A 23,127-nucleotide genomic window follows, 5' to 3' on the forward strand; every position below is an offset into this window, starting at 1 on the left:
TCATCTCTTTCCTGCCGGCATTGGGCGATTGGTATTGCTGAGAGATGCCTTCAGGGCATTGGCGAGTTCGGTATAGGCGTCGATGACCGCCGCATCGCCAGGTGATTGCTTCAGCACGTCATAGATGATCGGCACCTGCTTGACGGCCATGTCGAGATCGGGATCCGCGCCGGGCCTGTAGCCGCCGATAAGGCGAAGATCCTTTGTCTCCTCGTAAACGCTGATCAGCCCCTTCAATCTGGAGACCAGTCGTTCCTGATCCCCGGTCCATGCCTTGCGGGCGAGACGCGAGATCGAGGAAAGCGGATTGACCGGCGGATACCGTCCTTCGTCGGCAAGTGCACGGTCAAGCACGATATGTCCGTCAAGGATACCGCGGGTCGAGTCGGCGATCGGGTCGTTGTGATTGTCGCCGTCGACGAGGATCGAGATGATTGCCGTGATCGTGCCCGTGCCTTCGATGCCGGGGCCGGCACGTTCCAGAAGGCGCGGCAGCTCGGTAAAGACTGAAGCCGGATAGCCTCGCGCGACCGGCGGCTCGCCTGCCGCGATCGCGACCTCGCGGATCGCATGCGCAAATCGCGTCACGCTGTCGGCGATGAACAGCACGTTCAGTCCCTGATCACGAAAATGTTCCGCGATCGTCATGCCCACCAGCGGGGCCATCTTGCGTAGCATCGGGCTTTCGTCGCTGGTGGTGACAACGATCACCGCTTTGGCAACGTTGTCGCCCAGAGTGTCTTCGATGAACTCGCGCACTTCGCGGCCACGTTCGCCGACCAGCGTTATGACCACCCGGTCGAAGGCATCTGCCTTTGCCAGCATCGATAGAAGCGTTGATTTGCCGACGCCTGAACCGGCGAAAATGCCCAGACGCTGCCCGTAACAGATAGGGGCAAAGATATCGATCGCCTTCACGCCGGTGCGGAACGAGGTATCGACCCGCCTGCGGGTCATGGATGGCGGCGGCAGGGTGTTGATTGAACGCTGCACCGAGCCTTCCCGCAATGGGCCTTTGCCGTCGATCGGTCTGCAGAGTGAATTGATCGTTCGACCGCACCAGCTCTCGCTGGGAGCCAGCCGGAATTCGCCGGTACGCAGCACGAGATCGCCGACACCGATCGGCTCGCCCGGCTCGATAGGGCAGACATAGATGAGATCGGGCTCGACACGCACGACCTCGCCCATATGCGCGCCAGTAGCACTCTGATGCGAAACGAATTCGCCAAGGCGAACATGTCTGGAAAGGCCACTGACGGTGTAATATCCGGCCGCGATCATCCTCACCCGACCGCCCCAGGACAGGACGCTCGAAGGATTTGCATAATGCGCCGCCATGTCCGACAGACGTTCCAGTCGTGGCATCACGACTGGTGAGGTGACCGGTTCGCTAACCGGCTGAAAATCGGATTGGGTCGTCGTCATCCGCGTGCGTCCTACTGGCTACCGCCCAGCGTTCTCATGGCGGATGAGAAGTTGTCTTCACTGGTGCTCATCAGCGAGGAAATGCTTTCGAACGCGCGGTTCACCTGGATCAGCTGGGTCATCTCGCCGATGGCATTGACGTTGGACTGTTCGAGGAAGCCCTGCATGACGCCGACGCCCATGGTATCGACGACCGCCTGCGGCGTGTCGGTGGGGATGATGCCGCTGTTGTCAGCGCGGTAGAAACCCTTGTCGATATCGACCGAGAATACGCCGATCTGTCCGACCGCGCGGTCGCCCTGCATGATGCGTCCGTCCTGGCCGACCTTTGGTGTCGGGGCTCTCGGATCGAGCTGGATCGGAGCGCCGCCGCCATCGACAACGGGGTAGCCATTCGTCGAAATGAGTTCACCCGTAAGCGACATGGAAAACCGTCCGTCACGTGTCAGAACCTGACCTTGAGGTGTCTGAATGGCGAACCACGCGTCGCCTTTGACGGCGAAATCCAGGGAATTCCCGGTCTGCTCAAGCTCGCCATTACGCATGGAGAGGTAGTCATTGCCCTGGGAGACGAATGCGATCTTGGTGTTGTTCTCGTTCTGGGTCTGGCTGAGGATCTGATCGAACTTCACCTCAGTCGAACGAAAGCCGACCGTATTCATGTTGGCAATATTGTCGGAGATCGTGGTGAGGCGACGCTCGAGAGCGATCTGCGAGGAAATGCCGACATAGATACCGGATTGCATGGATGTCTCCTGATTTACGGATACGGCGCATGCCCCCGCGCGGGAGAGCTGTGGCGATTTGAAGGAGACAGTTAAGAGCCCGGGCTTGCGCGAACCTGTTTGGTTTAGCGAGGGGGAAAATGCGTGCGGATACGGCAAATCGGCGGGCTGCGCCTACCGCAAGTCCCGCGCAAGATTGTCTCTCTAGCGTCCGGGACAACAAGATGGAGAACAACCATGACCATGCAGCCGATTCAGTTGTTCGAGCTTGCGTCTCGACAGGCGGAATGGCTGTCCGTTCGACAGCAGGTGACGACGACGAACATCGCCAACGCCAACACGCCGAAATACGTCTCCAAGGATCTGACGCCTTTCGATGCCGAACTCAAGTCGGCAAGTGGTCTCGGGTCCATGGAAATGGCGAGGACGAATGCGGCTCACATGACCGCGGACATCGCCGGGAATGGTCGGGTTGAGCTGAAGGACTCTAAGCTCAATCAGGAGATAGGCGTCCAGGAATCCGGCAATACAGTCTCATTGGCGTCGGAAATGTCGAAGATGGGCGAGATCAAGCGGCAGTTCGAGCTGAACACCCTTCTCGTTCAAAATATCAACAGAATGATGCTGACGGCATTGGGTAAATAAAAATGGACTCTTTGATCGCTTCGCTCAAGATCGCAGGCAGTGGAATGGAAGCCCAGTCCACCCGCCTGCGCGTCGTTTCTGAAAACATCGCAAACGCACGTACGACCGGCGACACCTCGGGTGCGGATCCCTATCGTCGCAAGATCATCACCTTCGGTAATGAGATGGATCGCGCCAGCGGCATCAACATGGTGGATGTCAAGAAGATCGGCGCTGATGAGGGCAAGTTTACCGAGGAATACGATCCCGACCACCCCGCTGCAAATGCGCAGGGCATGGTCAAATATCCGAACGTCAATGTGCTGATCGAGATGGCCGACCTTCGCGAAGCCAATCGCAGCTACGAGGCAAACCTGCAGAGCATCAAGCAGACGCGGGATCTGATCTCGTCGACAATCGATTTGTTGAAAGGTTAACTATGATCGATAGCATTTCAAGCATCGGTGCGCTGAAAAAGTCCACTGGTCTCGACCAGACGGAGACCACCTCCAGCAGCATGTCGAACATGCTGGGCGCCGCAGTCGGTACGGTTGCAACCGGTGTTGCGGGGCCAACATTCGGCAGTTTTCTTGCTGATGCCGCCAAGGGTGCGCTCGATAGCGTGAAGCAAGGCGAAGCGATGTCCTTTGCCGGCATTCAGGGCAAGGCAGATACGCGCGAAGTCGTCGATGCTGTCATGGAAGCCAATCGCACGCTCCAGACCGCGGTCGCCCTTCGAGACAAGGTCGTATCGGCCTATCTCGAAATTTCCAAAATGCAGATCTAGGATAAAGAGGTTTCACGTCCATGAGAGCACTCGCCATTGCTGCAACGGGTATGAATGCCCAGCAGACGAACCTCGAAGTCATCGCCAACAACATCGCCAACATCAACACGACCGCCTTCAAGCGCGGCCGGGCGGAGTTTACCGACCTTCTCTATCAGACCGAACGCGCCGCAGGCGTCGCCAACCGCGCCAACCAGTCGGTTGTGCCGGAAGGCGCCAATATCGGTCTCGGCGTGCAGACATCGGCTGTTCGCAAGCTGTTCGAACAGGGTGAAATTTCCCAGACAAGCAATACGCTTGATGCCGCAATCGTCGGCAATGGCTGGTTCCAGATCGAAGGCTCGGACGGTACGACGCTTTATACGCGTGCCGGTGCATTCAACAAGGATGCCAACGGCCGTCTGGTGACGATCGACGGCTACGGCGTCATTCCCGCGATCACCATTCCGCAGGACGCTACCGAAGTCACTATCGCTCAGGACGGCACCGTCTCGGTTCGCATCGGCGAACAGGATAACATGACACAGGTCGGTCAGCTGCAGGTGGCGCTTTTTGCCAATGATGCAGGTCTGCGTCCGCTGGGCGACAACCTTTTCGCGGTCACGGAAGCGTCCGGCGATGCAGTTGTCGGTTCGCCGCTGGATACCGGCTACGGCTATCTGAAGCAGGGTTATCTCGAAAGCTCGAACGTCGATTCCGTCAAGGAAATCACTGACCTGATTTCCGCACAGCGCGCTTACGAAATGAACTCCAAGGTCATCACGACAGCGGATGAGATGGCTCAGATCGTCAGTAAGAATCTGAAGTAACGGATTAAGAGGCGGGCAAACATGATGTTTCCTAGTGTAAATGCACTTCGGTCGGCTGTCGGCGGGGTTATCCTGTCACTGCTGTTCATCGCTGGTGCCGGATCGCAGGTCGCGGTTGCCCAGCCTCTTTATGCCGTCGTTCCCACATCGACGATCTTCCCGGGCGATATCATCTCCTCAAGCCAGGTCATGGAGGTCGAAGTGACCAATCCGAACCTGGCCGGCGGATACACGTCAAGCGTCACAGATGTCATCGGCAAGGTGGCAAAGCGGACGCTGGTGGCGGGACGGACTATCCCGGTTTCCTCGCTGCGTGAGCCCTACACGATCGAGCGCGGCAAGGCGATCCGTATCATGTTCAATGTTGGCGGCCTGACGATTTCGGCTGCCGGATCGGCTCTGCAGGATGCCATGACCGGAGACTCGATCCGAGTCCGAAACACTGAGAGTGGAGTTACCGTCACCGGCGTGGTGAGGGCTGACGGAAATGTCGAGGTTGTCCAGAAATGATCGGTAGACTGCTAACAACGATCGCCGCCAGCCTGCTGGCGCTTTTTGCTGCGGCGTCTGTCGTCGAAGCGGCATCAAATGCGCGTATCAAGGACGTGGTATCGCTCCAGGCCGGGCGTGATAACCAGCTCATCGGTTATGGTCTCGTTGTCGGCCTGCAGGGAACCGGCGATGGCTTGCGTGCCTCGCCGTTTACCGACCAGTCAATGCGCGCGATGCTTCAGAACTTGGGTATTTCGACGCAAGGCGGTCAATCGGCCGCCAAAAACGTTGCGGCCGTTATGGTCACGACGAACCTCCCGCCTTTCACCAGTCCCGGCAGCCGCATCGACGTGACCGTCAGCTCTCTCGGTGACGCCACCTCGCTGCGCGGCGGAACACTTGTCATGACCTCGCTCACGGGTGCCGATGGACAGATCTATGCCGTTGCACAGGGCGCAGTCGTCGTTTCCGGTTTCTTGGCCGAAGGCGCAGCCGCCACCGTCACTGAAGGCATTACTACGGCCGGCCGTATTCCCGGTGGCGCCATCATCGAGCGGGAATTGCCTTCGCGCTTCAAGGATTCGGGCAATCTTGTTCTTCAGCTGCGCAATCCGGACTTCTCTACGGCAATCCGCGTTGCTGACGCGATCAACTCCTTCTCCACCAGTACCTATCGCATGCCGATTGCCGAAGCGCGCGATTCCCAGGTCGTCGCCGTGCAGAAGCCACCGCAGGAAGATCTCGCTCGCCTCATGGCGAGGATCGAGAACCTTGCCGTCGAAACCGACACACCCGCCAAGGTCGTCATTAACGAACGGACGGGAACCATCGTTATCGGCGCGGATGTCCGCATCTCCCGGGTCGCGGTCAGTTATGGAACGTTGACGGTACAGGTTACCGAAATGCCTCAGGTCGTGCAGCCCCTGCCTTTCTCGCGCGGCGAGACCTACGTCCAGCCGCAGACGGACATCATGGCCGAGAAGACTGGTGGTCCGGTTGCAGTTCTCGAGGGTCCGGATCTGCGCTCGCTGGTGGCAGGATTGAACAGCATCGGCGTCAAGCCTGATGGAATTATTGCGATCCTGCAGGGGATCAAGTCTGCAGGTGCGCTGCAAGCGGAGCTAGTACTGCAATGATTGGCCCAGACACTTCATCTCCGGCTCGGTTGCGCCCATGGGAGCGCTCCTCGGTTGCACTTCCGGTTCTCGCTCTCTTGGGGCTGCTCGTTGCGCTGCCCTCGGCCGACGCCCAGGAGCAGGTTCGTGACACGACCGGGATGACGAGCGAGACCGAAGTCCAGCAATTCTGCGGCAATATTGCCGACGCGGCGCGCGATCGCCGTTATGCCTTGCAGAAACAGGACCTTGAGAAACTTCAGGCCGAGGTCGATGATCGCATAGCCGTGATGGAGGCCCGCAAGGCCGAATACGAGGACTGGATCGGCCGGCGCAACGAATTCATGAAGCAGGCCGAAAACGGCCTGGTCGATATCTTCAAGACCATGAAGCCTGACACTGCTGCTCCGCAGCTGTCCGAAATGCAGGCAGGGCTTGCCGCCGCAATCGTCATGCGGCTGCCGCCCCGCCAATCCGGTCTGATATTGAGTGAGATGGAGGCCAAGAAGGCTGCGGCCGTTGCGTCCATCATCGCCAGTGCAGCGGATCCCAACACGTCGAAAGATCCGTCATGACCAAACTCGCACCTGCACTCCTTGCTACCGTGGCGCTTCTTTCGGGATGCTCGCAAACGCCCCAGACGATTAGGGAAGTCGGCAATGCACCGTCGATGAGCCCCATCGGCAGTGGCCTGCAGTTCAGTCAGGCGCCGCAGCTGGCTTCCTATCCTAAGCGCCCGCACAACATGAACAATGGCTATTCGCTCTGGAGCGACAGCCAGGCCGCTTTGTTCAAGGACGCACGCGCGCTCAATATCGGCGACATCCTGACCGTCACGATCAAGATCAACGACAAGGCTGATTTCGACAACGAGACGAAGCTTGAAAAGAGCAACGACCGGACGACCGCGTGGAAGGCCGATGCCACAATTTTCGGATGGAACCCCAAGACCGATTCTTCCTTTGGCTTCAACGGCGAATCCAATTCCGACGGCAAGGGGTCGACAACCCGGTCGGAACAGCTGAACCTGCTCGTAGCGGCCGTGGTGACCGGCGTTCTCGAAAACGGGAACCTTCTGATCAGCGGTTCGCAGGAAGTGCGTGTCAATCATGAGATCCGCATCCTGAACGTGGCCGGTATCGTCAGGCCGCAGGACGTCGATTCGGAGAACGAGATCTCCTACGAAAAGATCGCCGAGGCGCGCATCTCCTACGGCGGCCGCGGTCGCGTAACCGAAATTCAACAGCCGCCGGTCGGCCAGCAGCTCATGGACCTGTTCTCGCCGATCTGAGGCGTCCGGGTTTTTGCCGAGGAGTGAAACCACATGGCTATCACGGCTGAGGACGACAGCGTCCCGAAGAAGAAGAACGCACTTATCCCGATGATCGGCGCCGTGGTGCTGTTGTCCCTGGTGGGCGGCGGCGGCGGCTGGCTGACGGGAAAGCTGATTGCACCGGCGCCAAAACCGGTGGAGGAAGCGACAAGCACCCCTGCCGCCGAGGGCGAGAAGAAAGGCGAGGGCGAAAAGGCCGCGCCGGCTCTCCCCAATATGCTGGAACTGGCACCGATATTGACTAATATTGGCTATCCGGCGGAAAATCTCATCCGGCTGCAGGTGGGGTTGGTATTTGACGGCCCGCCTGACCCGGCACTGGCCGAAACTGTGAACCAGAACATCATGACCTATCTGCGGACGCTGTCGCTGCAGCAGTTGCAGGGGCCGCGTGGATTCACATATTTGAAGGGCGACCTTCAGGAGATTGCTAGCCTGCGTTCCCAAGGGCGTGTAACAAAGGTCCTGATTAGGACTTTTGTTGTCGAATGATTCGTCTCGCGATTTTCGTTGCCACATTGGCTTTAGTGCCCGGTCTTGCGCATGCTCAGCAGCTGCAGGATTTGATCAACGCTCCTGTTGACGGCTCTGCGGCTGCCTGGATCGTTCGCACCTTCGGCCTTCTGACCGTCCTGTCTGTAGCGCCCGGCATCCTGATCATGGTGACGAGCTTCCCGCGCTTCATCATCGCCTTCTCGATTTTGAGAACCGGCATGGGCCTTGCCACCACGCCGTCGAACATGATCCTCACCAGCATGGCGATGTTCATGACGTTCTACGTCATGTCTCCGACCCTTGAGCAGTCTTGGCGCGAGGGCATCCAGCCCATGTTGCAAAGTCAGGTGACGGAAGCGCAGGCGATCGAGCGTACGGCCGAACCGTTCCGAAGCTTCATGATCGCCAACACTAGGCCGAAGGATCTCGCCCTGTTTGTCGATCTCGCCACTGAACGCGGTCAGCAGACTTCAGAGAACGACAGGCCCTATTATCGGGTGCTCGTTCCGGCATTCATGTTGTCCGAAATCCGTCGCGGCTTCGAGATCGGCTTCCTTATTGTCCTGCCTTTCCTCGTCATCGATATGGTTGTCGCCACGATCACCATGGCCATGGGCATGATGATGCTTCCGCCGACATCGATCTCCCTTCCGTTCAAGATCCTGTTTTTCGTCCTTATAGACGGCTGGAACCTGCTCGTCGGCTCTCTGGTCAGATCGTTCTCCTGAACAATCGAAATTGTGCGCCTGTCTCTCGGCGCGGCAAGCCTGCCGGGTTGCGGTAGGGGCCTGCAGCTGTCTATCTGAAGGCCTCCTGACCTCCGTGGCGAGCGTGGCTCTCCTGTCGGTGCCGGCTGGCTTTGTCCTCCGCTCGGCGCCGTAGCGCACCTCGCATTCCTATCTTCCGTTCCTGGATATCCGTGAGGCCAGGCAACGAGCAGGCGCGTTGGTGGCGATACTGATCTCCTTCATGTCACATCCGCTCCCGTCGCTCGATCTCGCCTGTGTGCAATAGGCGAGGCGGCAGCACTGGGATTGCCCATCGGCCGGGTGAGGGGCTTCTTAAACGCAAATTGCCGCGCACATGGCGCGGCAAGCGGTGAATAAATCGCTCGGTTCCCCTCCGACGCACGCAGGAGGGGAACGATAGTCTTGTCAGTGATGAGCCGGGCTGCTCAGCTCGAGAGCCGCCTGCGCCTTGGTCGTATGGAAGGTCACCTTCCTGAGGCTGTCGGCCAGAATGGACGTGTTCTCCCTCGGATCGGCAGACGGGCTGTGGAAGTTGATGTAGTTGATCGAGATGCTTGCCTTGTCGGCTTCCAGCTTCAATCGGCTATATATGGTGATGCCCGGTGGGCTGATCTCCAGATCGAGCGTGATCGACGGGTAGGTCGACCAGTCGAGAGCATAGTCGCCTCCGACGCCGAAGCGGACCGTCCCCGGATGAAAATAGAGTTCGGCAGCAGAATCGACGAGATCAGCGATGCTGCTGTGATACTCGAAACGAAGAAGCGAAATGAGATCGGCAGCGTCCAGCAGCCTCAGTTCGGCCGCCAACGGGCCAATCGCCTTGGCAAGGATTTCTTCGCGTTCGATGGAGTAGGGGCATGTTTTCATAATGAGCCGTCTAGCCAGTTTTTATGGTTAACGTTGTATTCGGGCCGTCACGAGATCCCTGAAACTTCAGAGGATCGCTCGGTAGTGAAGTTAGAGTATGAGGCTTGCGCAGAAATGGAGTGTTGAATTTAAAAGGAAATTCGACATTCCAAGGCTTGGCCGACCATCGTGGCGCAACAAATCGCGCCGGCTTTCGATCGCCAGTTCTCATCAGGTTGGATACCGGGCTGTCATGATGCGTCTTGCACGCATCTCGGCAATGATGTTCGGTTCCGGACAACGCGTGTCGGGAACGGTGTGCTTCAGAGCAGCATCATGCTTGTAGGTTGTCGGGCGCAACGCTCAATGCGCGTCCGGCCAGGCCTGTGTCTGGCGTTTGTATTCAGTCGGACTTTTCCATGAAAGGCCCGCTACGTGCCGGCAGGCACGCAACATCGATATGATCGGGCTTCAAGCCGTTTTTGGCGCGCTCTACCATTGTCTCGTAAGCGGTTTCGAGATGCAGGGTGAAGCGTTCGTCGTCGAAAAGCGGGCTTTTCAGGCGATTGTCTTCCAGGCGCTGCCGCAGAGGCTTGAGCTGTTCGGGATTTTTGCCGAACTCGACGGCCAGCCGTACATAGTCGTTCTCGTCTTCCGCAATAAGTTCGGGCAGCCCGATTGCATGCAGCAGACTTTGGCTGACGCGCGAGGCGAAATTGGTGCCCTTGTAGGTCAGGACCGGCAGACCGGCCCAGAGCATCTCAGAAGTCGTCGTGTGGCCGTTAACGGGATAGGTGTCGAGGCCAAGGTCCGCGAGCGGGATGCGGTTCAGGTGGTGCTCGAACTGCATCTTGGTCATGAAGAAGATGCGCTTGGCTGGAACGCCGGCGGCGACGAGTTTCTTCTGTATGTTTATCCTGCTTTCGGCATTGTTGGTCAGGATCCAGAGGATGCCGTTCGGCGTGGACTTCACGATATCTGCCCACATATCCAGCATCTGCGGCGTAATCTTGCGGTTCGCGTTGAACGACCCATAGATGAAGGCGTCTTCGGGAAGACCCACTTCCTTGCGTGTCATAGGCTTGGCAAGCGGCCTGTTGACCGGATCGTTCGGCTGATACGTTTCCGGCAGGCGGCAGAACTTCTCGTAATAGTGCGGTTTCGAACTATCCGGCAAAACGTATTTGTCGCCCACGGCATAGTCGAGATCGACGTTGACAGTGGAGCCTGGGAAGCCCAGCCAGGCAACCTGGATCGGTGCCGCCTGCATGTTGAAGACCGTATTGCGAGTGCCGATCGTATGGCCCTTGAGATCGACGAGGATGTCGATATTGCGGGACCTGATTTCGGCCACGATCTCCTCATCGCTGAGATCGCGAACGGTGACGACATTGCCCCACTCTTCGCGGTTTGCCTCATTGGTCGCCAGCATCTTCGGATCGGTATGGCAAAAGAGGGTCACTTCGAAGCGATCCCTGTCATGCAATTCGAACACCCGGCGGATAAGCTTCATCGTGGCATGTTTGTCGAAAAGGTCGGAGGAGAGGTAACCGACACGGATCTTGTCACCCCACGTATGGGGCATTTGATGCCGGATTGCGGTCATCTCCGGGGAAAATCTCGGCGTGTTGCTACGAGCCAGCTGGTTCAGATGCTCATTGCCGGTCCAATGGAGGTTGAAGAAGGTGCCGTCCATCCTGACGAAATCCGTCTCGCCTGACGCAAGTTCAGCGTCGATGATCGGCTGGTGGCGCTCTATCGCGTCGTACTTGCTGTGTTCGCGGCTGAAGGTGAGATACATCAGCCGCACCGGCTGGCTGTTCGGAATTCGGCTGAGCAGTACACGGGCTGTCTCGATATCGGACGGATCGAACATATCCCAGGTGTTCAGCGAAATTCGGGCGCCGAGCAGCATATGCGGCAGCTCCTTACTCCTGATCAGCAAGGTTTTGAACACGCGGGCGATACGAGCCTCACCTCTCTCGACCAGAGTTGACGCGACGATGAAAGCCAGTTCTGGGTCGCGGGTCAGCTTTGGAAGAATGCGATTGGCCAGAGCCAGCGCCTTGTCCTTCTCTCCGATTTCGAAATTGAGCTTGATGGCATCGATCAGATTGTCGTCGGCATGTTGACCGCCGAGCTCGGCAGCCAACTGGAAGGACTGGGCGGCTTCCGCCTTGTGACCGAGCTGCTTAAGCGTGCGGGCGAGGAGCGTATAGGTACGGGCATCCTTTTGAACTTCGAGCAACCTGTTGATGGTGACGAGCGAGGAGGTGTAGTCGCCGCTGCGGAAATGCTGGGACGCGGCCTTATAGCTGATCTCGGTCAACATCTGCTCCGTATTTTCGTTGCCGCGCCAAGTTCGTCTGTTGGTTGCAGAGGCTTGCTTGCGGGCGACGCAAGAAATCGATCCGACTTTGCTATCCGGCGAAGCTTGCTTGAAACCGGTGTTGGTTGGCCGGAGCCGGAAAAACGCTCGCGGAAATTATGTTTAACGTACCACCCCGAGCGCTAACTGTTTGTTTACTATGTGTTCGCATTGCCGACGACTCACCCCCAAAATTAAGACTGTGGCAACTCTTGGCTGGCTAATTTGGTCCTGCGACGGGTTGGTGTCCTAAACGAATAAACGGAACCGAGTGGCATGATGTCGGACCGTCGCAGCCGATTAAGAACCGGCATGTCCTCACCGTTTGTTTTCAGTCTTTAGGGGACACTTCATGTCTAGCATCAACTTCAATGCCGGCGCTACTTCGGCTCTCGAAACCCTCCGCAACATCAACAAGGATCTGCAGAAGACGCAGAACAGCGTCTCCACGGGTGAGCGCGTTAACTCCGCTTCTGACGGCGTTTCCTACTGGTCCATCGCGACCACGATGAAGTCGGACAACAAGGCTCTCGGCGCCGCTTCCGACGCACTCGGCGTTGGCGCTGCCAAGGTCGACACAGCTTACGCTGCAACCGAAAGCGCCATTGACGTCGTCAACGAAATCAAGGCCAAGCTGGTTACCGCTTCGGAAAGCTCTGCCGACAAGGATCAGATCAACCTGGAAGTTGAAAAGCTTCAGGAACAGCTGACCGCAATCGGTAAGGCCGCCTCGTTCAACGGCGAAAACTGGCAGATTTCCGGCTCGAACACCTCGACCACCGCTAAGGTTGTCGACGGCTTCGTCCGCGAAGACAGCGGTACGGTCAAGATCACCACTGCCGACTTCAACCTGTCCAGCTACGCAATGTTCTCGACGCTCGCCAGCGACGTCGGTTCCGGCGGCATTCTGGGCGCTGTCATGACCATCGCTCTGACCTCGGGTTCGACCCAGGGCGACATCGACGGCTTCATGACCACGGTTGAAACCGCTCTGTCGAGCCTGACGGATGCCGGCGCTGCTCTCGGCGCTCTGACCACCCGTATCACCCTGCAGGACGAATTCGCTTCCAAGATCTCCGACGCAATCGACTCGGGCGTCAGCCGCCTCATCGACGCCGACATGGAAGAAGAATCAGCAAAGCTTTCGGCACTCCAGACCCAGCAGCAGCTCGCTGTTCAGTCGCTGTCGATCGCCAACTCCTCGGGCCAGAACATCCTGCGTCTGTTCCAGTAATCACTGGCATCGTTCCGAAATTGGGGCCGCACCTTCCAGGTGCGGCCTTTTTCGTTTTGGGCGCCTTGAAATCCAGCGGAAACGCTGCTGCCAATCGTAGATATTAACAGGAAGTAAATGCTTAAAAATTAACGGGAAGTAAATGAAATTAAAGCGTTTTTTTGTTTCTTTATTTGGAACTTGTTAACCTTAACGGTGTCTACTCGGCTCATCAAAACGACGGGCCGAAATTAACGGTTTCCGGCAAGCATGAAGCTGACTGTCGTTCCCGGCGAAATCCGGAATGTCCCTTCAAATCATAGTGCCAAAGGGGCAACTTTCATGACCAGCATTCTGACCAACACCTCCGCCATGTCTGCTCTCGCAACGCTGCGGAACATCAACACTGATCTCGCTTCCACACAGGATCGCGTTTCGTCCGGTTATCGCGTCGGCGCAGCTGAAGACAACGTTGCCTACTGGTCGATCTCCACGACCATGAACTCGGACAACAAGGCTCTCAACGCCGCCAAGGACGCACTCGGCGTCGGCGCTGCCAAGGTTGACACAGCTTACGCTGCAACCGAAAGCGCTATCGACATCGTCAACGAAATCAAGGCCAAGCTGGTTACCGCTTCGGAAAGCTCGACCGACAAGGAGCAGATCAACCTTGAAGTCGAAAAGCTTCAGCAGCAGCTGACGGCCGTTGCCCAGGCAGCATCCTTCTCCGGTGAAAACTGGCAGATTTCCGGCTCCAACACTTCGACGACGGCCACGGTCGTTGACGGCTTCATCCGCGAAGACAACAGCTCGGTCAAGATCACCACCGCAAGCTTCAACCTGTCCAGCTACGCAATGTTCGAGACCCTGTCCAGCGACGTCGGTTCCGGCGGCATTCTGGGCGCTGTCATGACCATCGCTCTGACCTCGGGTTCGACCCAGGGCGACATCGACGGCTTCATGAACACGGTTGAAACCGCTCTGTCGAGCCTGACGGATGCCGGCGCTGCTCTCGGCGCTCTGACCACCCGTATCGACCTGCAGGACAACTTTGCAGCCAGCCTTTCCGACGCGATCGAATCGGGCGTAAGCCGCCTCGTCGACGCCGACATGGAAGAAGAATCAGCAAAGCTTTCGGCACTCCAGACCCAGCAGCAGCTGGCCGTCCAGTCACTGTCGATCGCCAACTCTTCTTCGCAGAACATCATGACGCTGTTCCGCGGCTAAAAAAAATCCGCTCTCGGATAATAGGGTCGCACCATGGTGCGGCCCTTTTTTACGTCTTGTTTTTATTTGTTAATTTTGTATTTCCGCAATCAGAGGCTGTTAGCTTTCTGTTCATTCGTGTTAACAGTCGCAAGCAGGCGTTAACTCTCTGTTAACCCTGATCGGTTTTTCTCCTCGTCATTGAAACAGCGGGCCGGGCAGCAGCGAACACGCAACGTCCACCGGCCAGGCATGAAGCTGATCGCGTTTACCGGTCCACGCCGGAATGTCCCTCCCAACCGTGAGCCAAGGGGCAATTTGAGATGACGAGCATTTTGACAAATACTTCCGCAATGTCCGCACTGCAGACGCTTCGTGCTATCGGCAGCAGCCTTGCAGACACGCAGGATCGCGTCTCTTCCGGTTACCGCGTCAGCGAAGCCGCCGATAACGTCGCCTACTGGTCGATCTCCACGACCATGAATTCCGACAACAAGGCGATTAACGCCGCCTCCGACGCTCTTGGCGTTGGTGCCGCCAAGGTCGATACCGCTTACGCTGCGATGGAAAGCGCCATCGACGTTGTCGACGAAATCAAGGCCAAGCTGGTTACCGCAACGGAAGAGTCCACCGACAAGGACCAGATCCAGCTCGAAGTGGAAAAGCTGCAGGAACAGTTGAGCGCGATTGCGCAGGCAGCTTCGTTCTCCGGTGAAAACTGGATGGTTGCAGCCGACAACGCCTCCAACACGGTGGTCGTGGATGGCTTCATCCGCAATGAGGACGGCACGGTCAAGGTTACGACCGCTGAATTCCAGGTCGCCTCTTACGCAATGTTCGGCACCATCAATAACGGCGTCGGCGAAGACGGGATCCTCGGTAGCGTCATGAGCATCGCTCTGACCTCGGCATCCACGACCGGCGACATTCAGGCCTTCCTCGACCAGGTCGAAGCCGCACTTTCCAGCCTGACGGATTCGGGTGCCGCCCTTGGTGCTTTGATCACCCGTATCGATCTGCAGGATGAATACGCAGCGACTCTGTCGGACGCAATCGAAACCGGTGTAAGCCGACTGGTCGACGCGGACATGGAGGAAGAATCAGCCAAGCTTTCGGCGCTTCAGACGCAGCAGCAGCTTGCGATCCAGTCGCTGTCGATCGCCAACTCTTCTTCGCAGAACATTCTTTCGCTCTTCCAGGGCTAACGGTTCGGGATCACTTGATTTCGATGACAAAAAACGGGCCGCGTTTCCACGACGCGGCCCGATACGTATTAAGAAAAATCAACGACTTATGCCGAATGACGGTAGCCGGAATCAGAGACGATATGCTGGCGCAAGGTTGTTTGCGTCTTGTCCGAATCGTAGGTTTTCATTAACCTTCGTGTATTGGCCAAAGAGCCATAAACGTGACGCGCTTGCCACATGGCAAGCAGCATGAAGTCGATGCGTCGCGGCCGGATCACAAACGGCATGTCCTGATTCCGAACATAGGTGGTTAGAACATGTCGAAGATCATGACCGTCGGTTACGTGCAGAGCGCGCTACAGACCCTTCTCTTCGCGAGCGACAATCTCGAAGAAACCCAGAAGCGCACGGCATCCGGCCTGGCGGTTGAATCTGCGGCAGACAATGCTGGTTACTGGTCGGCCGCAACCAACATGACCTCTGACCAGAGCGTTCTCGGTAGTATCGGAGATGCGCTCAACCTCGGTGCCTCTAAGCTCGATACGGCCTATGAGGCAGTGACCTCCTCCATCAACATCATGGACGAGATCACCAGTCAGCTGGTGACCGCCTACGAGGAGGGTACGGATAGAGATGCACTCAACGGCCGAATTAGCTCGCTCAAGGAAAATCTGAACTCTGTCCTCCAGGCAGCGACGTTCTCCGGCGACAACTGGCTCTACAATTCGGATGAAATTCTCGGCGCATCGAAAACCATTCCGACGTCTTTCCAGCGTAGCGTTTCGGGGGCGGTATCGCTCAGCTATGTTTCCGTCGATACCGCGGATACGACGCTGATCGATTCGGCCGATGCCAATCGCGGCCTTCTGACCGGCGCGATCGACGCCAATACATTGAATTCCGACGGAACCGCGACCTCCCGCAACTACTACCTGCTTGACGTGGATTCGACCATTGCGACGACCGGCACGTCGATTGCCGTTTCCGACGCCACGACCTCGGCCGAGCTGGACGATATGATTGCCGTCGTTGGCCATTTGACCGACAGGCTCAATCAGCTGGCAAGTTCGCTGGGCACCGTCTCCGCCCGTGTCGATCAGCAGACCGGCTTCGTGAAGTCTCTCCAGGATATTCTCGACAAGGGCGTTGGCCGCCTGGTCGATGCGGATATGGAAGAAGAATCCACCAAGCTGGCGGCTTACCAAACCCAGCAGTCGCTGTCGTCACAACTCCTCTCCCTGCTCAATGGTCATCAGCAGAGCACACGCGTTCTTTTTAGCTAGCGCCGTTGGCGGGTCTTCATCTTCGCACAAGTTTGGCATCGTAGCTGGTTTCAGGTGATAATGCGTTCATTCCCGGATGCATCTCGCCGATCGCCTCGAAGCGAGCCTGCCAAACGCACGAAGGAATGGTCCACTTGTTCAGTTTTGAGGTAAGCCTTTTCATTCTCCGCATGTCGGCTAGGTAGGGATATCTCCATGAGTATGCCGCTTGCTCGTTACCTGAAGGATTTTGGCGCTCCGCAACCGCAGCCGCAGCCATCGGAGTTCGTTTCCGATTTCGATTTTCCCGAGAATAACTTCGATCTCCCGGACGTGGCGTCAGAGCCTGCCGTCGATATCGAAGAGGAAAAAAGCAAGGCGCGCGCCGAAGGCCATGAGGCCGCCGTGGTCGAAATGACGGAACGCCATGAGGAGCAGGTGGCGCAGATCACCGCAAGGCATCGCGAGGAAATCGAGGCGCTGACGGCGAAATACGACGCTGTCGTTGCCGAACGCGTTGAAGTCTTCCTCAAGGAGATGAAGGCATCAGTCTCGGATGCCGTAGACACTTCGGTGGCGCGTGTCCTGCAACCCTTTGTCCAGGAAGAGGTCGCTCGCGCTGCTGGCGCAAAATTCGCGGCCGATGTCGCTGAAGAGATCGGGCAGGGCAGGACGGTGAAACTCTCGGTGAGAGGTTCCGAAACATTTATCGAAATGATGCGCAAGCGGCTCGATCCGCTCGTGACTGAAGTCGAATACGAGGAATCGTCGGAAATCGACATGACGCTGGAAGTCGGTGACTCGATTCTCGTGACGCGTCTGAAGACTTTTGTCGAAGCGATGGAAGAGCAGATAGATGAGTGAAAGTCATCATCACGGCAAGAACGAAATTATTGTCGTCAAACGCCACAAGGGTGATCATGACGGAGCCCATGGCGGCGCCTGGAAGATCGCCTATGCGGACTTCATGACGGCAATGATGGCATTCTTCTTGGTCATGTGGCTCGTCAACGCCTCCAACGAAGAAACGAAGGCCTCGATTGCGAGCTACTTCAATCCGATCAAACTGACGGATGAGCAGCCCAGCTCTGACGGCGTCAAAGAACCGGCAAAGGACGCGCAAGGCGAACAGAACGGTCAGAAGTCGGACGTTGCAGCCGACAAGACGCAGGATGGTTCCGCCGCAGCTTCCGGCGAGGATCTGACGGCTTCTTCCGGCGAGAACACCAGCTTCTCCGAAGAGGCATTTTTCGAAAATCCTTACGCGGTGCTGGCTGAGATCGCTCAGGAAGTTGGCCAGCAGGCCAATGTCAGCGTGAAGGGCGAGGGTGGTGCTGCAAATTCCGGCCCTTCGACCGGCGCTTCCGGCGGCGAGGCCTATCGCGATCCGTTCGATCCCGACTTCTGGAGTAAGCAGGTTTCCGCTTCACAGAACGGCCAGAACGGTGCCGTTGCCGTGACGCAGGACAGCAAGCTGCCACCGGTTCCCGATGCCAAGCCAGTCGAGACAGCCGCCGCACAGGCGCATCCACGCACTGACACCCAGAGACAGTCGCCATCTGACGCGCAAGCGTCGACCGGTACCGATCAGGCCCAGCAACAGATTGCCGCGCTGCAATCACCCAAAGGCGCGGTCGACGGCAGTGGTCAGCCGAAGGAAGAGGAGCCTTATGATGGCTCTCCCGAGCCTGACAGGCCTCAGACAACGTCAAAGCCGACGGAGAAGCAAACCGAGAAGGCCGAGGAGCTGCGGGAAGAACTCGTCAAGGCTTTGACCGGCGTTCCCGGCAAACTTGCCGAGGGCATTGTCGTCACTCCGTCCGAGGGCGGTATGCTCGTTACCATTTCAGACCAGGCCGCAACACCGATGTTCGATCTCGGATCGGCCGTTCCTCGCAGGGAGACTGTCCTAGCGATGGAGAAGGTTGCCGCAGTCTTGAAGGCGAAGGCTGGCTCGATCGTCATCCGCGGCCACACTGACAGCCGGCCTTATCGAGGTGGCAACGCCGACAACTGGACGCTCTCGATGGACCGCGCCCATGCCGCCTATTTCATGCTTCTGCGTGGCGGTCTTGAAGATACCCGCGTAAAGCAGCTTTCCGGTTTCGCCGATCGCCGACCGCAGGTTACCGACAATCCCGAGGACGGAGCCAATCGCCGCATAGAAATCCTGATTGCCGATGGTTGAAGGTAAGCGCTGATGTTCGCTCGCAGATACTGGATTGTTCGCTCCACGCTTCTTGCGGCCGCGCTGGCTGCAGGAGCCGCCGAGACGCGCGCCCAGGACCAGTCGCTCGATGCCTATAAGATCTTGAGGTCCCTCCAGTTCGTCCAGGATTCGCTGGTACTCGGAGATCACTCCGCCTCCGATCTCCAGCGCTACCTGCTCGATTCTCTCGACAAGAGGCTGCGATCTGCGGACAACGGAACGCTTGCGGATACGCGCAATGCAGACGCAGTCTTCGTTTACGTGATGAGTGGCGGTAATCCCGCCACCTTGAACTTCCTGGCATCCCGCGACACTCAGGGATATCTCGACGCGCGTGTCGTCAACGTCCTGCAGAAATATCTCGACGGCCGCGGCGGGCAGGTTGCAAGCTCGATCGCCTCTCTCTCCCAGGAATATCAGGGCTCACCGATCGGTCCCTATCTCAATCTTGTCGCCGGCAACGTCAATTATCCGACTGATCCGACCGCCGCACTGATCTTTTACGATCGCACCCGCATCGATGCACCGGGCACGATCCTGGAAGAGGCGGCGCTGCGCCGCTCCATCGTCGCAAGCGCAAGTCTGAAGGATGTCGATCGGGCTTTCGGCTATTCTGTGCGGTATGCGCGGCGTTTTCTTCATTCGCCTTACGCCAGCCAGTTCGCTGACCTCTTCGTTGACCTCGCGGTAACCAGCGCGCCGGGGCTTGGACACGACCGGGTTTCAGAAGTGGCCGACCTCATGGATCCGGACCGCGCCCAGGAGCTTTACCTGCGCATATCACGACTGGCGACGCTGAAGGGTAAATATGATCTGGCGAGCTATACGGCTGAAGAGGCACGCAAATTGAACGATGTGCTTAGCGGCAAGGGACGTACGCTACTCCCCGGCCTTTACGAGCATATAGCCAAGGTTCCGTCTTCAAATGTTTCGCAGGTGGTCGACCAGCTTTCTTCGATTCCCCGCGAAGGTCTTTCGGATCGCGACCGGGCACTTCTCGATGCTGCGCAACGCGTCGGCGAGGAGATTGTCAGGCCTGTGGATATCAGCGGCAGCGGCGAAGACACCCCTACGCCCGATGGCAACACCCGGACTGCCGATGCCAAGCCTGATCTGACGACTGCAGGCTCAGTCGTGCCGAATGCCGCGACCGCGACAAATGCGGCCGTTGACGACTTCGTCACGCAAGGCCGAAACAAGCTGGGTGAGATAGATTCGCTCCTTGCGAAGGAGATTGGGGGTCGATGATGAATGTAGTGAACAATGCCTTGCCGGCGAGCGCGGATGTTTCAACCGCAGCTTCCTCTGCGTCCAACAAGGGTACGCGGACTTCCAAGGATGACGGTTTCGCCAAGACGCTCAACTCTTATGGCGACGGCCAGGGCCAGCGCGAAAAAGCCGCCGCGGCGAACGACGATGGTGCGGCAACCGCGACACAAGCCGGACAGGACCAGCCGGATACGGACGTCGCCGCCGAGCCGAAGGCGACTGCAAGCGCTCGTCCGTTCGCGATGACCGTCGAAACGATGCTTTCAAAGGCCGTTGTTCAGGCCTCGGATGCGAGCACTCTGGAGGCCGTCGTTGAAATGCCGGTCGAGGGGCAGGACGCGGAGCCGCAAGTGCCTGTCGACGTTGCCGATCTCGATACGGCGGCGGACCTTTTGGCCGACCTGCAGGCGGCAATGCCGGCCAATACGAAGGGTCCGAGCAGCCCGGTTCGCAACACCGCCGCCGATCAGGCCAAGACAGACAAGACGGACACCGATGCCGCAGACCCGGATGCTGCGGACGACGCGCTGGCATTGCTCCAGTCGCTTCCGGAAACGGCGTCTGCCCAGACCGTGCAGTCGGACATTGCTGGCGATCAGCTGCCGGTACAGACGGATTCCGCTGAAATCGACGTAGACACGGTAACAGCACAGGCCGGTAATGCCGCTCTGTCCTTGAAGGACGCAGCTGCAGAAACGGCCACGAACACCGTGGCGACGGATACAAAAACCAGCCAGCGTCCAGCTGCGACTGCCGCCGATGTTGCCCCGGCGGTTCACGATGCGCTGGAGCATGACAGCGAGCTTTCGGTCGACATGGAGACGCCCGCCGTCCAGGTCACCGAGAACCGTCGATACATCGGCATGGCACCGAGCTCCAACGCGGTATCGCTGGCAACCGCATTTGGTCAGGATCCGGATTGGTCGGCTGCCATGAACCCGAGCGCAAAGCTGTCCAACGAGGCGCTTTATGCCAGCACGGGCAAGGTGGTGAATACGCTCAAGATCGAACTCAATCCCAATGACCTCGGGCATGTGACGGCAACGATGCGCATGGTCGGCGAAGAGCTGAACATTCATCTCACCGTCGAAAGCAGCAAGGCCTATCGGCAGCTCATGCACGACAGTTCCACGATGCTCGATAACCTGAAGTCACAAGGTTACAGCGTCGACCAGATCACGGTCAGCATTGCGAGTGGAAGTAGTTCGACTTCGTCCGACAAGGGCAGCGATACATTCGCCAACAGCCGGCAGTCTTCCGATATGGGGCAGGCGCAGCAGCAACAGCAGCAGAACGGCCGCCAGGGCGGCAATACGAGTGGCGGTCTGACGGATACGTCGGACATCGGTACGCGTATCAGCTCTTCCGGAGGTAAGGATGAAGGTTCGGCTCAAGGCGCGGGTTCTGGCGGCGCTGGTGCTCGTCCCGACACCGTTTATCTCTGATAGGGGGGAAGCCGCGGTCGGCGCCAGCCTCGCTTGCGAACGGCAGATACAGCGCGCTGCTGCACAATATGGCATTCCGGAAGGCATACTCTATTCTGTTGGTCTCACCGAGACTGGGCGAAAAGGCTCGCTCAGTCCCTTTGCATTGAATGTCGAAGGCAAGGCATTCTTTCCCGGTTCGCTGCAGGAAGCCTTTACTCAGGTTGCGGCATCTCGGGGGCGGGGGGCAAAGCTGATCGACATCGGCTGCATGCAGATCAACCTCATGTATCACGGCGCGGAATTTGCCTCCTTGCAGGATATGTTCGATCCGGCTCAGAACGTTGCCTATGCCGCACGTTTTCTGCGGCAGCTGTATGATCGGCACGAGACCTGGACGATGGCTGTTGCCCGTTACCATGCCGGGCCGAACAATGACCCGGCGCAGCAGCGATACGTATGTCGCGTGATCGCAAATCTGGTCGCTTCGGGATATGGGCAGTGGACCGCAGGAGCCACGAATTTTTGCGCTGGCGGCAACTGGAGGTAGATTGCCTTTCCAATTTACATCGCGGCTTTGATCTGGCAGCAATGAGGCGTGTCAAACAGGGGCATGCCGAATCCTGTTATGAATCTGTCAAAATCCACCGAAAAAATTGTGCCTGTTTTGGTTTGTACCACTACATCTAGTGCAAATCGGAGAGGTGTGGTTAATCAATTATTAATTAGTCCCCACAAGTTCCTATAATTGTGGCTGACTCTCACGATTCGTACTCATGCCTCAGCACATGAACGCTGCTGATTCGGAGATGGGTGAATGATCGTCGTGGTTGATGAGCGAGAGCTCGTAACGGAAGGTTACACATCCCTGTTCGGCCGCGAGGGCATCCCCTCGGCAGGCTTCGATCCCGTCGAGTTCGGCGAGTGGGTCAACTCCGCAGCCGATGCCGACATCCGCGCCATCGAAGCCTTCCTTATCGGCCAGACCAAGAACGCCTGCGATCTGCCACGCGCCATCCGCGATCGCTCCACCGCACCGGTCATCGCCGTTTCCGATCAGCCGTCGCTCGATGCGACGCTGGCGCTGTTTGACGCCGGCGTCGACGACGTCGTCCGCAAGCCGGTTCATCCGCGCGAGATCCTGGCGCGCGCCGCTGCCATCCGTCGCCGCCTGACCGCCATCGCCAACTACACCGATATCGGTTCGATCCGCGTCTATTCCGACGGTCGCGATCCTGAGATTGGTGGGGAAGTCTTTCCGCTGCCGCGCCGCGAGCGCCGCATTCTCGAATATCTGGTCGCCAATCGCGGCCGGCGTGTTTCCAAGGCGCAGATCTTCTCGGCCATCTACGGCATCTTCGACGAGGACGTCGAGGAAAACGTCGTCGAGAGCCATATCAGCAAATTGCGCAAGAAGCTCCGCAAGAAGCTCGGAACCGACCCGATCGATTCAAAGCGCTTCCTCGGGTATTGCATCGATTGGAATTGATGACGGCACAGCATGGTGCTGTCCTGTTCAACGCAAAAACACCGCCCGATCGCTTTGGGCGGTGTTTCTATTTGAGATGACAGAAAAGATGGATGAAGCT

Annotated in this window: 25 protein-coding genes; 20 read left to right on the forward strand and 5 right to left on the reverse strand. The window is 58.0% G+C overall.

The features are described from left to right. Positions 1 to 1,338: a flagellar protein export ATPase FliI gene (gene fliI / locus MRBLMR1_RS15670; RefSeq protein WP_394353646.1), complete on the reverse strand. Its 1,338-nt coding sequence runs from the start codon at positions 1,336 to 1,338 to the stop codon at positions 1 to 3. A gap of 98 nt (positions 1,339 to 1,436) precedes the next feature. Then, positions 1,437 to 2,171 carry a flagellar basal-body rod protein FlgF gene (gene flgF, locus MRBLMR1_RS15675; protein ID WP_500065226.1) on the reverse strand — a complete coding sequence of 245 codons (735 nt, stop codon included), beginning with the start codon at positions 2,169 to 2,171 and terminating at the stop codon, positions 1,437 to 1,439. Between the two features lie 222 nt (positions 2,172 to 2,393). Between flgF and flgB the strand changes: the two genes are divergently transcribed. From flgB to fliP, 10 genes are read left to right on the forward strand one after another with little or no spacing between them, the layout of a single operon-like run. After that, positions 2,394 to 2,795, forward strand: coding sequence for a flagellar basal body rod protein FlgB (flgB, locus tag MRBLMR1_RS15680; RefSeq protein WP_148144448.1), 402 nt, complete (start codon positions 2,394 to 2,396; stop codon positions 2,793 to 2,795). Positions 2,796 to 2,797: 2 nt separating this feature from the next. After that, positions 2,798 to 3,211 carry a flagellar basal body rod protein FlgC gene (flgC, locus tag MRBLMR1_RS15685; protein ID WP_148144395.1) on the forward strand — a complete coding sequence of 138 codons (414 nt, stop codon included), beginning with the start codon at positions 2,798 to 2,800 and terminating at the stop codon, positions 3,209 to 3,211. A 2-nt stretch (positions 3,212 to 3,213) separates the two neighbouring features. Continuing rightward, on the forward strand, positions 3,214 to 3,561 hold the full coding sequence (fliE, locus tag MRBLMR1_RS15690) for a flagellar hook-basal body complex protein FliE (protein WP_148144394.1): 348 nt from the start codon (positions 3,214 to 3,216) through the stop codon (positions 3,559 to 3,561). 20 nt (positions 3,562 to 3,581) lie between these two features. Continuing rightward, positions 3,582 to 4,370 carry a flagellar basal-body rod protein FlgG gene (gene flgG / locus MRBLMR1_RS15695; protein ID WP_148144393.1) on the forward strand — a complete coding sequence of 263 codons (789 nt, stop codon included), beginning with the start codon at positions 3,582 to 3,584 and terminating at the stop codon, positions 4,368 to 4,370. A gap of 21 nt (positions 4,371 to 4,391) precedes the next feature. Next, a complete protein-coding gene (gene flgA, locus MRBLMR1_RS15700; protein WP_148144392.1) occupies positions 4,392 to 4,880 on the forward strand; it encodes a flagellar basal body P-ring formation chaperone FlgA in 489 nt (162 codons plus the stop codon). Further along, positions 4,877 to 5,998, forward strand: coding sequence for a flagellar basal body P-ring protein FlgI (locus MRBLMR1_RS15705; RefSeq protein WP_148144391.1), 1,122 nt, complete (start codon positions 4,877 to 4,879; stop codon positions 5,996 to 5,998). Before flgA ends, MRBLMR1_RS15705 begins: the two co-directional genes overlap by 4 nt. Beyond that, positions 5,995 to 6,552 (forward strand): MotE family protein, encoded by a 558-nt coding sequence (locus MRBLMR1_RS15710; RefSeq protein WP_246435961.1) that lies wholly within the window; start codon positions 5,995 to 5,997, stop codon positions 6,550 to 6,552. Before MRBLMR1_RS15705 ends, MRBLMR1_RS15710 begins: the two co-directional genes overlap by 4 nt. Continuing rightward, the gene (gene flgH, locus MRBLMR1_RS15715; RefSeq protein WP_148144390.1) at positions 6,549 to 7,268 is read left to right on the forward strand and encodes a flagellar basal body L-ring protein FlgH; all 720 of its coding nucleotides are present in this window, start codon (positions 6,549 to 6,551) and stop codon (positions 7,266 to 7,268) included. Before MRBLMR1_RS15710 ends, flgH begins: the two co-directional genes overlap by 4 nt. A 33-nt stretch (positions 7,269 to 7,301) precedes the next feature. Next, entirely contained in the window at positions 7,302 to 7,802 is a 501-nt protein-coding gene (locus MRBLMR1_RS15720) for a flagellar basal body-associated FliL family protein (RefSeq protein WP_148144389.1), read from the forward strand. Continuing rightward, on the forward strand, positions 7,799 to 8,533 hold the full coding sequence (gene fliP / locus MRBLMR1_RS15725) for a flagellar type III secretion system pore protein FliP (RefSeq protein ID WP_148144388.1): 735 nt from the start codon (positions 7,799 to 7,801) through the stop codon (positions 8,531 to 8,533). Before MRBLMR1_RS15720 ends, fliP begins: the two co-directional genes overlap by 4 nt. Before the next feature lie 426 nt (positions 8,534 to 8,959). Here the strand turns inward: fliP and MRBLMR1_RS15730 are convergent, their stop codons facing one another. Continuing rightward, a complete protein-coding gene (locus tag MRBLMR1_RS15730; protein WP_148144387.1) occupies positions 8,960 to 9,421 on the reverse strand; it encodes a BspJ family T4SS effector nucleomodulin in 462 nt (153 codons plus the stop codon). Positions 9,422 to 9,803: 382 nt separating this feature from the next. After that, complete coding sequence (locus MRBLMR1_RS15735; protein ID WP_148144386.1) at positions 9,804 to 11,732, reverse strand: O-linked N-acetylglucosamine transferase family protein; 1,929 nt, start codon at positions 11,730 to 11,732, stop codon at positions 9,804 to 9,806. A 388-nt stretch (positions 11,733 to 12,120) separates the two neighbouring features. On the opposite strand from MRBLMR1_RS15735, the gene MRBLMR1_RS15740 reads away from it, so the two are divergent. From MRBLMR1_RS15740 to MRBLMR1_RS15750, 3 genes are all read left to right on the forward strand, one after another. Then, positions 12,121 to 13,002 carry a flagellin N-terminal helical domain-containing protein gene (locus tag MRBLMR1_RS15740; RefSeq protein WP_148144385.1) on the forward strand — a complete coding sequence of 294 codons (882 nt, stop codon included), beginning with the start codon at positions 12,121 to 12,123 and terminating at the stop codon, positions 13,000 to 13,002. Between the two features lie 321 nt (positions 13,003 to 13,323). Continuing rightward, positions 13,324 to 14,208 carry a flagellin N-terminal helical domain-containing protein gene (locus tag MRBLMR1_RS15745; protein WP_148144384.1) on the forward strand — a complete coding sequence of 295 codons (885 nt, stop codon included), beginning with the start codon at positions 13,324 to 13,326 and terminating at the stop codon, positions 14,206 to 14,208. Between the two features lie 302 nt (positions 14,209 to 14,510). Beyond that, positions 14,511 to 15,392 carry a flagellin N-terminal helical domain-containing protein gene (locus tag MRBLMR1_RS15750; protein WP_148144383.1) on the forward strand — a complete coding sequence of 294 codons (882 nt, stop codon included), beginning with the start codon at positions 14,511 to 14,513 and terminating at the stop codon, positions 15,390 to 15,392. An 86-nt stretch (positions 15,393 to 15,478) separates the two neighbouring features. On the opposite strand, the gene MRBLMR1_RS15755 is transcribed toward MRBLMR1_RS15750, so the two are convergent. Continuing rightward, positions 15,479 to 15,661 carry a hypothetical protein gene (locus tag MRBLMR1_RS15755; RefSeq protein ID WP_148144382.1) on the reverse strand — a complete coding sequence of 61 codons (183 nt, stop codon included), beginning with the start codon at positions 15,659 to 15,661 and terminating at the stop codon, positions 15,479 to 15,481. A 30-nt stretch (positions 15,662 to 15,691) separates the two neighbouring features. Between MRBLMR1_RS15755 and MRBLMR1_RS15760 the strand changes: the two genes are divergently transcribed. The 7 genes from MRBLMR1_RS15760 (at position 15,692) to rem (ending at position 23,027) form a co-directional block, all read left to right on the forward strand. Beyond that, the gene (locus MRBLMR1_RS15760) at positions 15,692 to 16,657 is read left to right on the forward strand and encodes a flagellin N-terminal helical domain-containing protein (RefSeq protein ID WP_148144381.1); all 966 of its coding nucleotides are present in this window, start codon (positions 15,692 to 15,694) and stop codon (positions 16,655 to 16,657) included. Between the two features lie 195 nt (positions 16,658 to 16,852). Then, entirely contained in the window at positions 16,853 to 17,500 is a 648-nt protein-coding gene (locus MRBLMR1_RS15765) for a hypothetical protein (protein ID WP_148144380.1), read from the forward strand. Then, a complete protein-coding gene (locus tag MRBLMR1_RS15770) occupies positions 17,493 to 18,824 on the forward strand; it encodes a MotB family protein (protein WP_148144379.1) in 1,332 nt (443 codons plus the stop codon). The genes MRBLMR1_RS15765 and MRBLMR1_RS15770 overlap by 8 nt, the downstream gene beginning before the upstream one ends. 12 nt (positions 18,825 to 18,836) lie before the next feature. Further along, on the forward strand, positions 18,837 to 20,093 hold the full coding sequence (locus tag MRBLMR1_RS15775; protein WP_500065234.1) for a chemotaxis protein: 1,257 nt from the start codon (positions 18,837 to 18,839) through the stop codon (positions 20,091 to 20,093). Next, a complete protein-coding gene (gene fliK, locus MRBLMR1_RS15780) occupies positions 20,090 to 21,559 on the forward strand; it encodes a flagellar hook-length control protein FliK (protein WP_148144377.1) in 1,470 nt (489 codons plus the stop codon). The genes MRBLMR1_RS15775 and fliK overlap by 4 nt, the downstream gene beginning before the upstream one ends. Continuing rightward, positions 21,519 to 22,088, forward strand: coding sequence for a lytic transglycosylase domain-containing protein (locus MRBLMR1_RS15785; RefSeq protein ID WP_500065513.1), 570 nt, complete (start codon positions 21,519 to 21,521; stop codon positions 22,086 to 22,088). Before fliK ends, MRBLMR1_RS15785 begins: the two co-directional genes overlap by 41 nt. A gap of 267 nt (positions 22,089 to 22,355) precedes the next feature. Then, complete coding sequence (rem, locus tag MRBLMR1_RS15790; RefSeq protein ID WP_183684948.1) at positions 22,356 to 23,027, forward strand: transcriptional activator Rem; 672 nt, start codon at positions 22,356 to 22,358, stop codon at positions 23,025 to 23,027. Positions 23,028 to 23,127 lie beyond the last annotated feature (100 nt).

This window comes from Neorhizobium sp. LMR1-1-1.1 (assembly GCF_040675795.1).
In the GTDB taxonomy this organism is placed as follows: domain Bacteria; phylum Pseudomonadota; class Alphaproteobacteria; order Rhizobiales; family Rhizobiaceae; genus Neorhizobium; species Neorhizobium cellulosilyticum.

Excerpts from the sequence above, each read along its gene's own strand:
- fliI (WP_394353646.1), bottom strand. The coding sequence starts at position 1,338 with ATGGCGGCGCATTATGCAAATCCTTCGAGCGTCCTGTCCTGGGGCGGT.
- flgF (WP_500065226.1), bottom strand. The coding sequence starts at position 2,171 with ATGCAATCCGGTATCTATGTCGGCATTTCCTCGCAGATCGCTCTCGAG.
- flgB (WP_148144448.1), top strand. The coding sequence starts at position 2,394 with ATGCAGCCGATTCAGTTGTTCGAGCTTGCGTCTCGACAGGCGGAATGG.
- flgC (WP_148144395.1), top strand. The coding sequence starts at position 2,798 with ATGGACTCTTTGATCGCTTCGCTCAAGATCGCAGGCAGTGGAATGGAA.
- fliE (WP_148144394.1), top strand. The coding sequence starts at position 3,214 with ATGATCGATAGCATTTCAAGCATCGGTGCGCTGAAAAAGTCCACTGGT.
- flgG (WP_148144393.1), top strand. The coding sequence starts at position 3,582 with ATGAGAGCACTCGCCATTGCTGCAACGGGTATGAATGCCCAGCAGACG.
- flgA (WP_148144392.1), top strand. The coding sequence starts at position 4,392 with ATGATGTTTCCTAGTGTAAATGCACTTCGGTCGGCTGTCGGCGGGGTT.
- MRBLMR1_RS15705 (WP_148144391.1), top strand. The coding sequence starts at position 4,877 with ATGATCGGTAGACTGCTAACAACGATCGCCGCCAGCCTGCTGGCGCTT.
- MRBLMR1_RS15710 (WP_246435961.1), top strand. The coding sequence starts at position 5,995 with ATGATTGGCCCAGACACTTCATCTCCGGCTCGGTTGCGCCCATGGGAG.
- flgH (WP_148144390.1), top strand. The coding sequence starts at position 6,549 with ATGACCAAACTCGCACCTGCACTCCTTGCTACCGTGGCGCTTCTTTCG.
- MRBLMR1_RS15720 (WP_148144389.1), top strand. The coding sequence starts at position 7,302 with ATGGCTATCACGGCTGAGGACGACAGCGTCCCGAAGAAGAAGAACGCA.
- fliP (WP_148144388.1), top strand. The coding sequence starts at position 7,799 with ATGATTCGTCTCGCGATTTTCGTTGCCACATTGGCTTTAGTGCCCGGT.
- MRBLMR1_RS15730 (WP_148144387.1), bottom strand. The coding sequence starts at position 9,421 with ATGAAAACATGCCCCTACTCCATCGAACGCGAAGAAATCCTTGCCAAG.
- MRBLMR1_RS15735 (WP_148144386.1), bottom strand. The coding sequence starts at position 11,732 with ATGTTGACCGAGATCAGCTATAAGGCCGCGTCCCAGCATTTCCGCAGC.
- MRBLMR1_RS15740 (WP_148144385.1), top strand. The coding sequence starts at position 12,121 with ATGTCTAGCATCAACTTCAATGCCGGCGCTACTTCGGCTCTCGAAACC.
- MRBLMR1_RS15745 (WP_148144384.1), top strand. The coding sequence starts at position 13,324 with ATGACCAGCATTCTGACCAACACCTCCGCCATGTCTGCTCTCGCAACG.
- MRBLMR1_RS15750 (WP_148144383.1), top strand. The coding sequence starts at position 14,511 with ATGACGAGCATTTTGACAAATACTTCCGCAATGTCCGCACTGCAGACG.
- MRBLMR1_RS15755 (WP_148144382.1), bottom strand. The coding sequence starts at position 15,661 with ATGCCGTTTGTGATCCGGCCGCGACGCATCGACTTCATGCTGCTTGCC.
- MRBLMR1_RS15760 (WP_148144381.1), top strand. The coding sequence starts at position 15,692 with ATGTCGAAGATCATGACCGTCGGTTACGTGCAGAGCGCGCTACAGACC.
- MRBLMR1_RS15765 (WP_148144380.1), top strand. The coding sequence starts at position 16,853 with ATGAGTATGCCGCTTGCTCGTTACCTGAAGGATTTTGGCGCTCCGCAA.
- MRBLMR1_RS15770 (WP_148144379.1), top strand. The coding sequence starts at position 17,493 with ATGAGTGAAAGTCATCATCACGGCAAGAACGAAATTATTGTCGTCAAA.
- MRBLMR1_RS15775 (WP_500065234.1), top strand. The coding sequence starts at position 18,837 with ATGTTCGCTCGCAGATACTGGATTGTTCGCTCCACGCTTCTTGCGGCC.
- fliK (WP_148144377.1), top strand. The coding sequence starts at position 20,090 with ATGATGAATGTAGTGAACAATGCCTTGCCGGCGAGCGCGGATGTTTCA.
- rem (WP_183684948.1), top strand. The coding sequence starts at position 22,356 with ATGATCGTCGTGGTTGATGAGCGAGAGCTCGTAACGGAAGGTTACACA.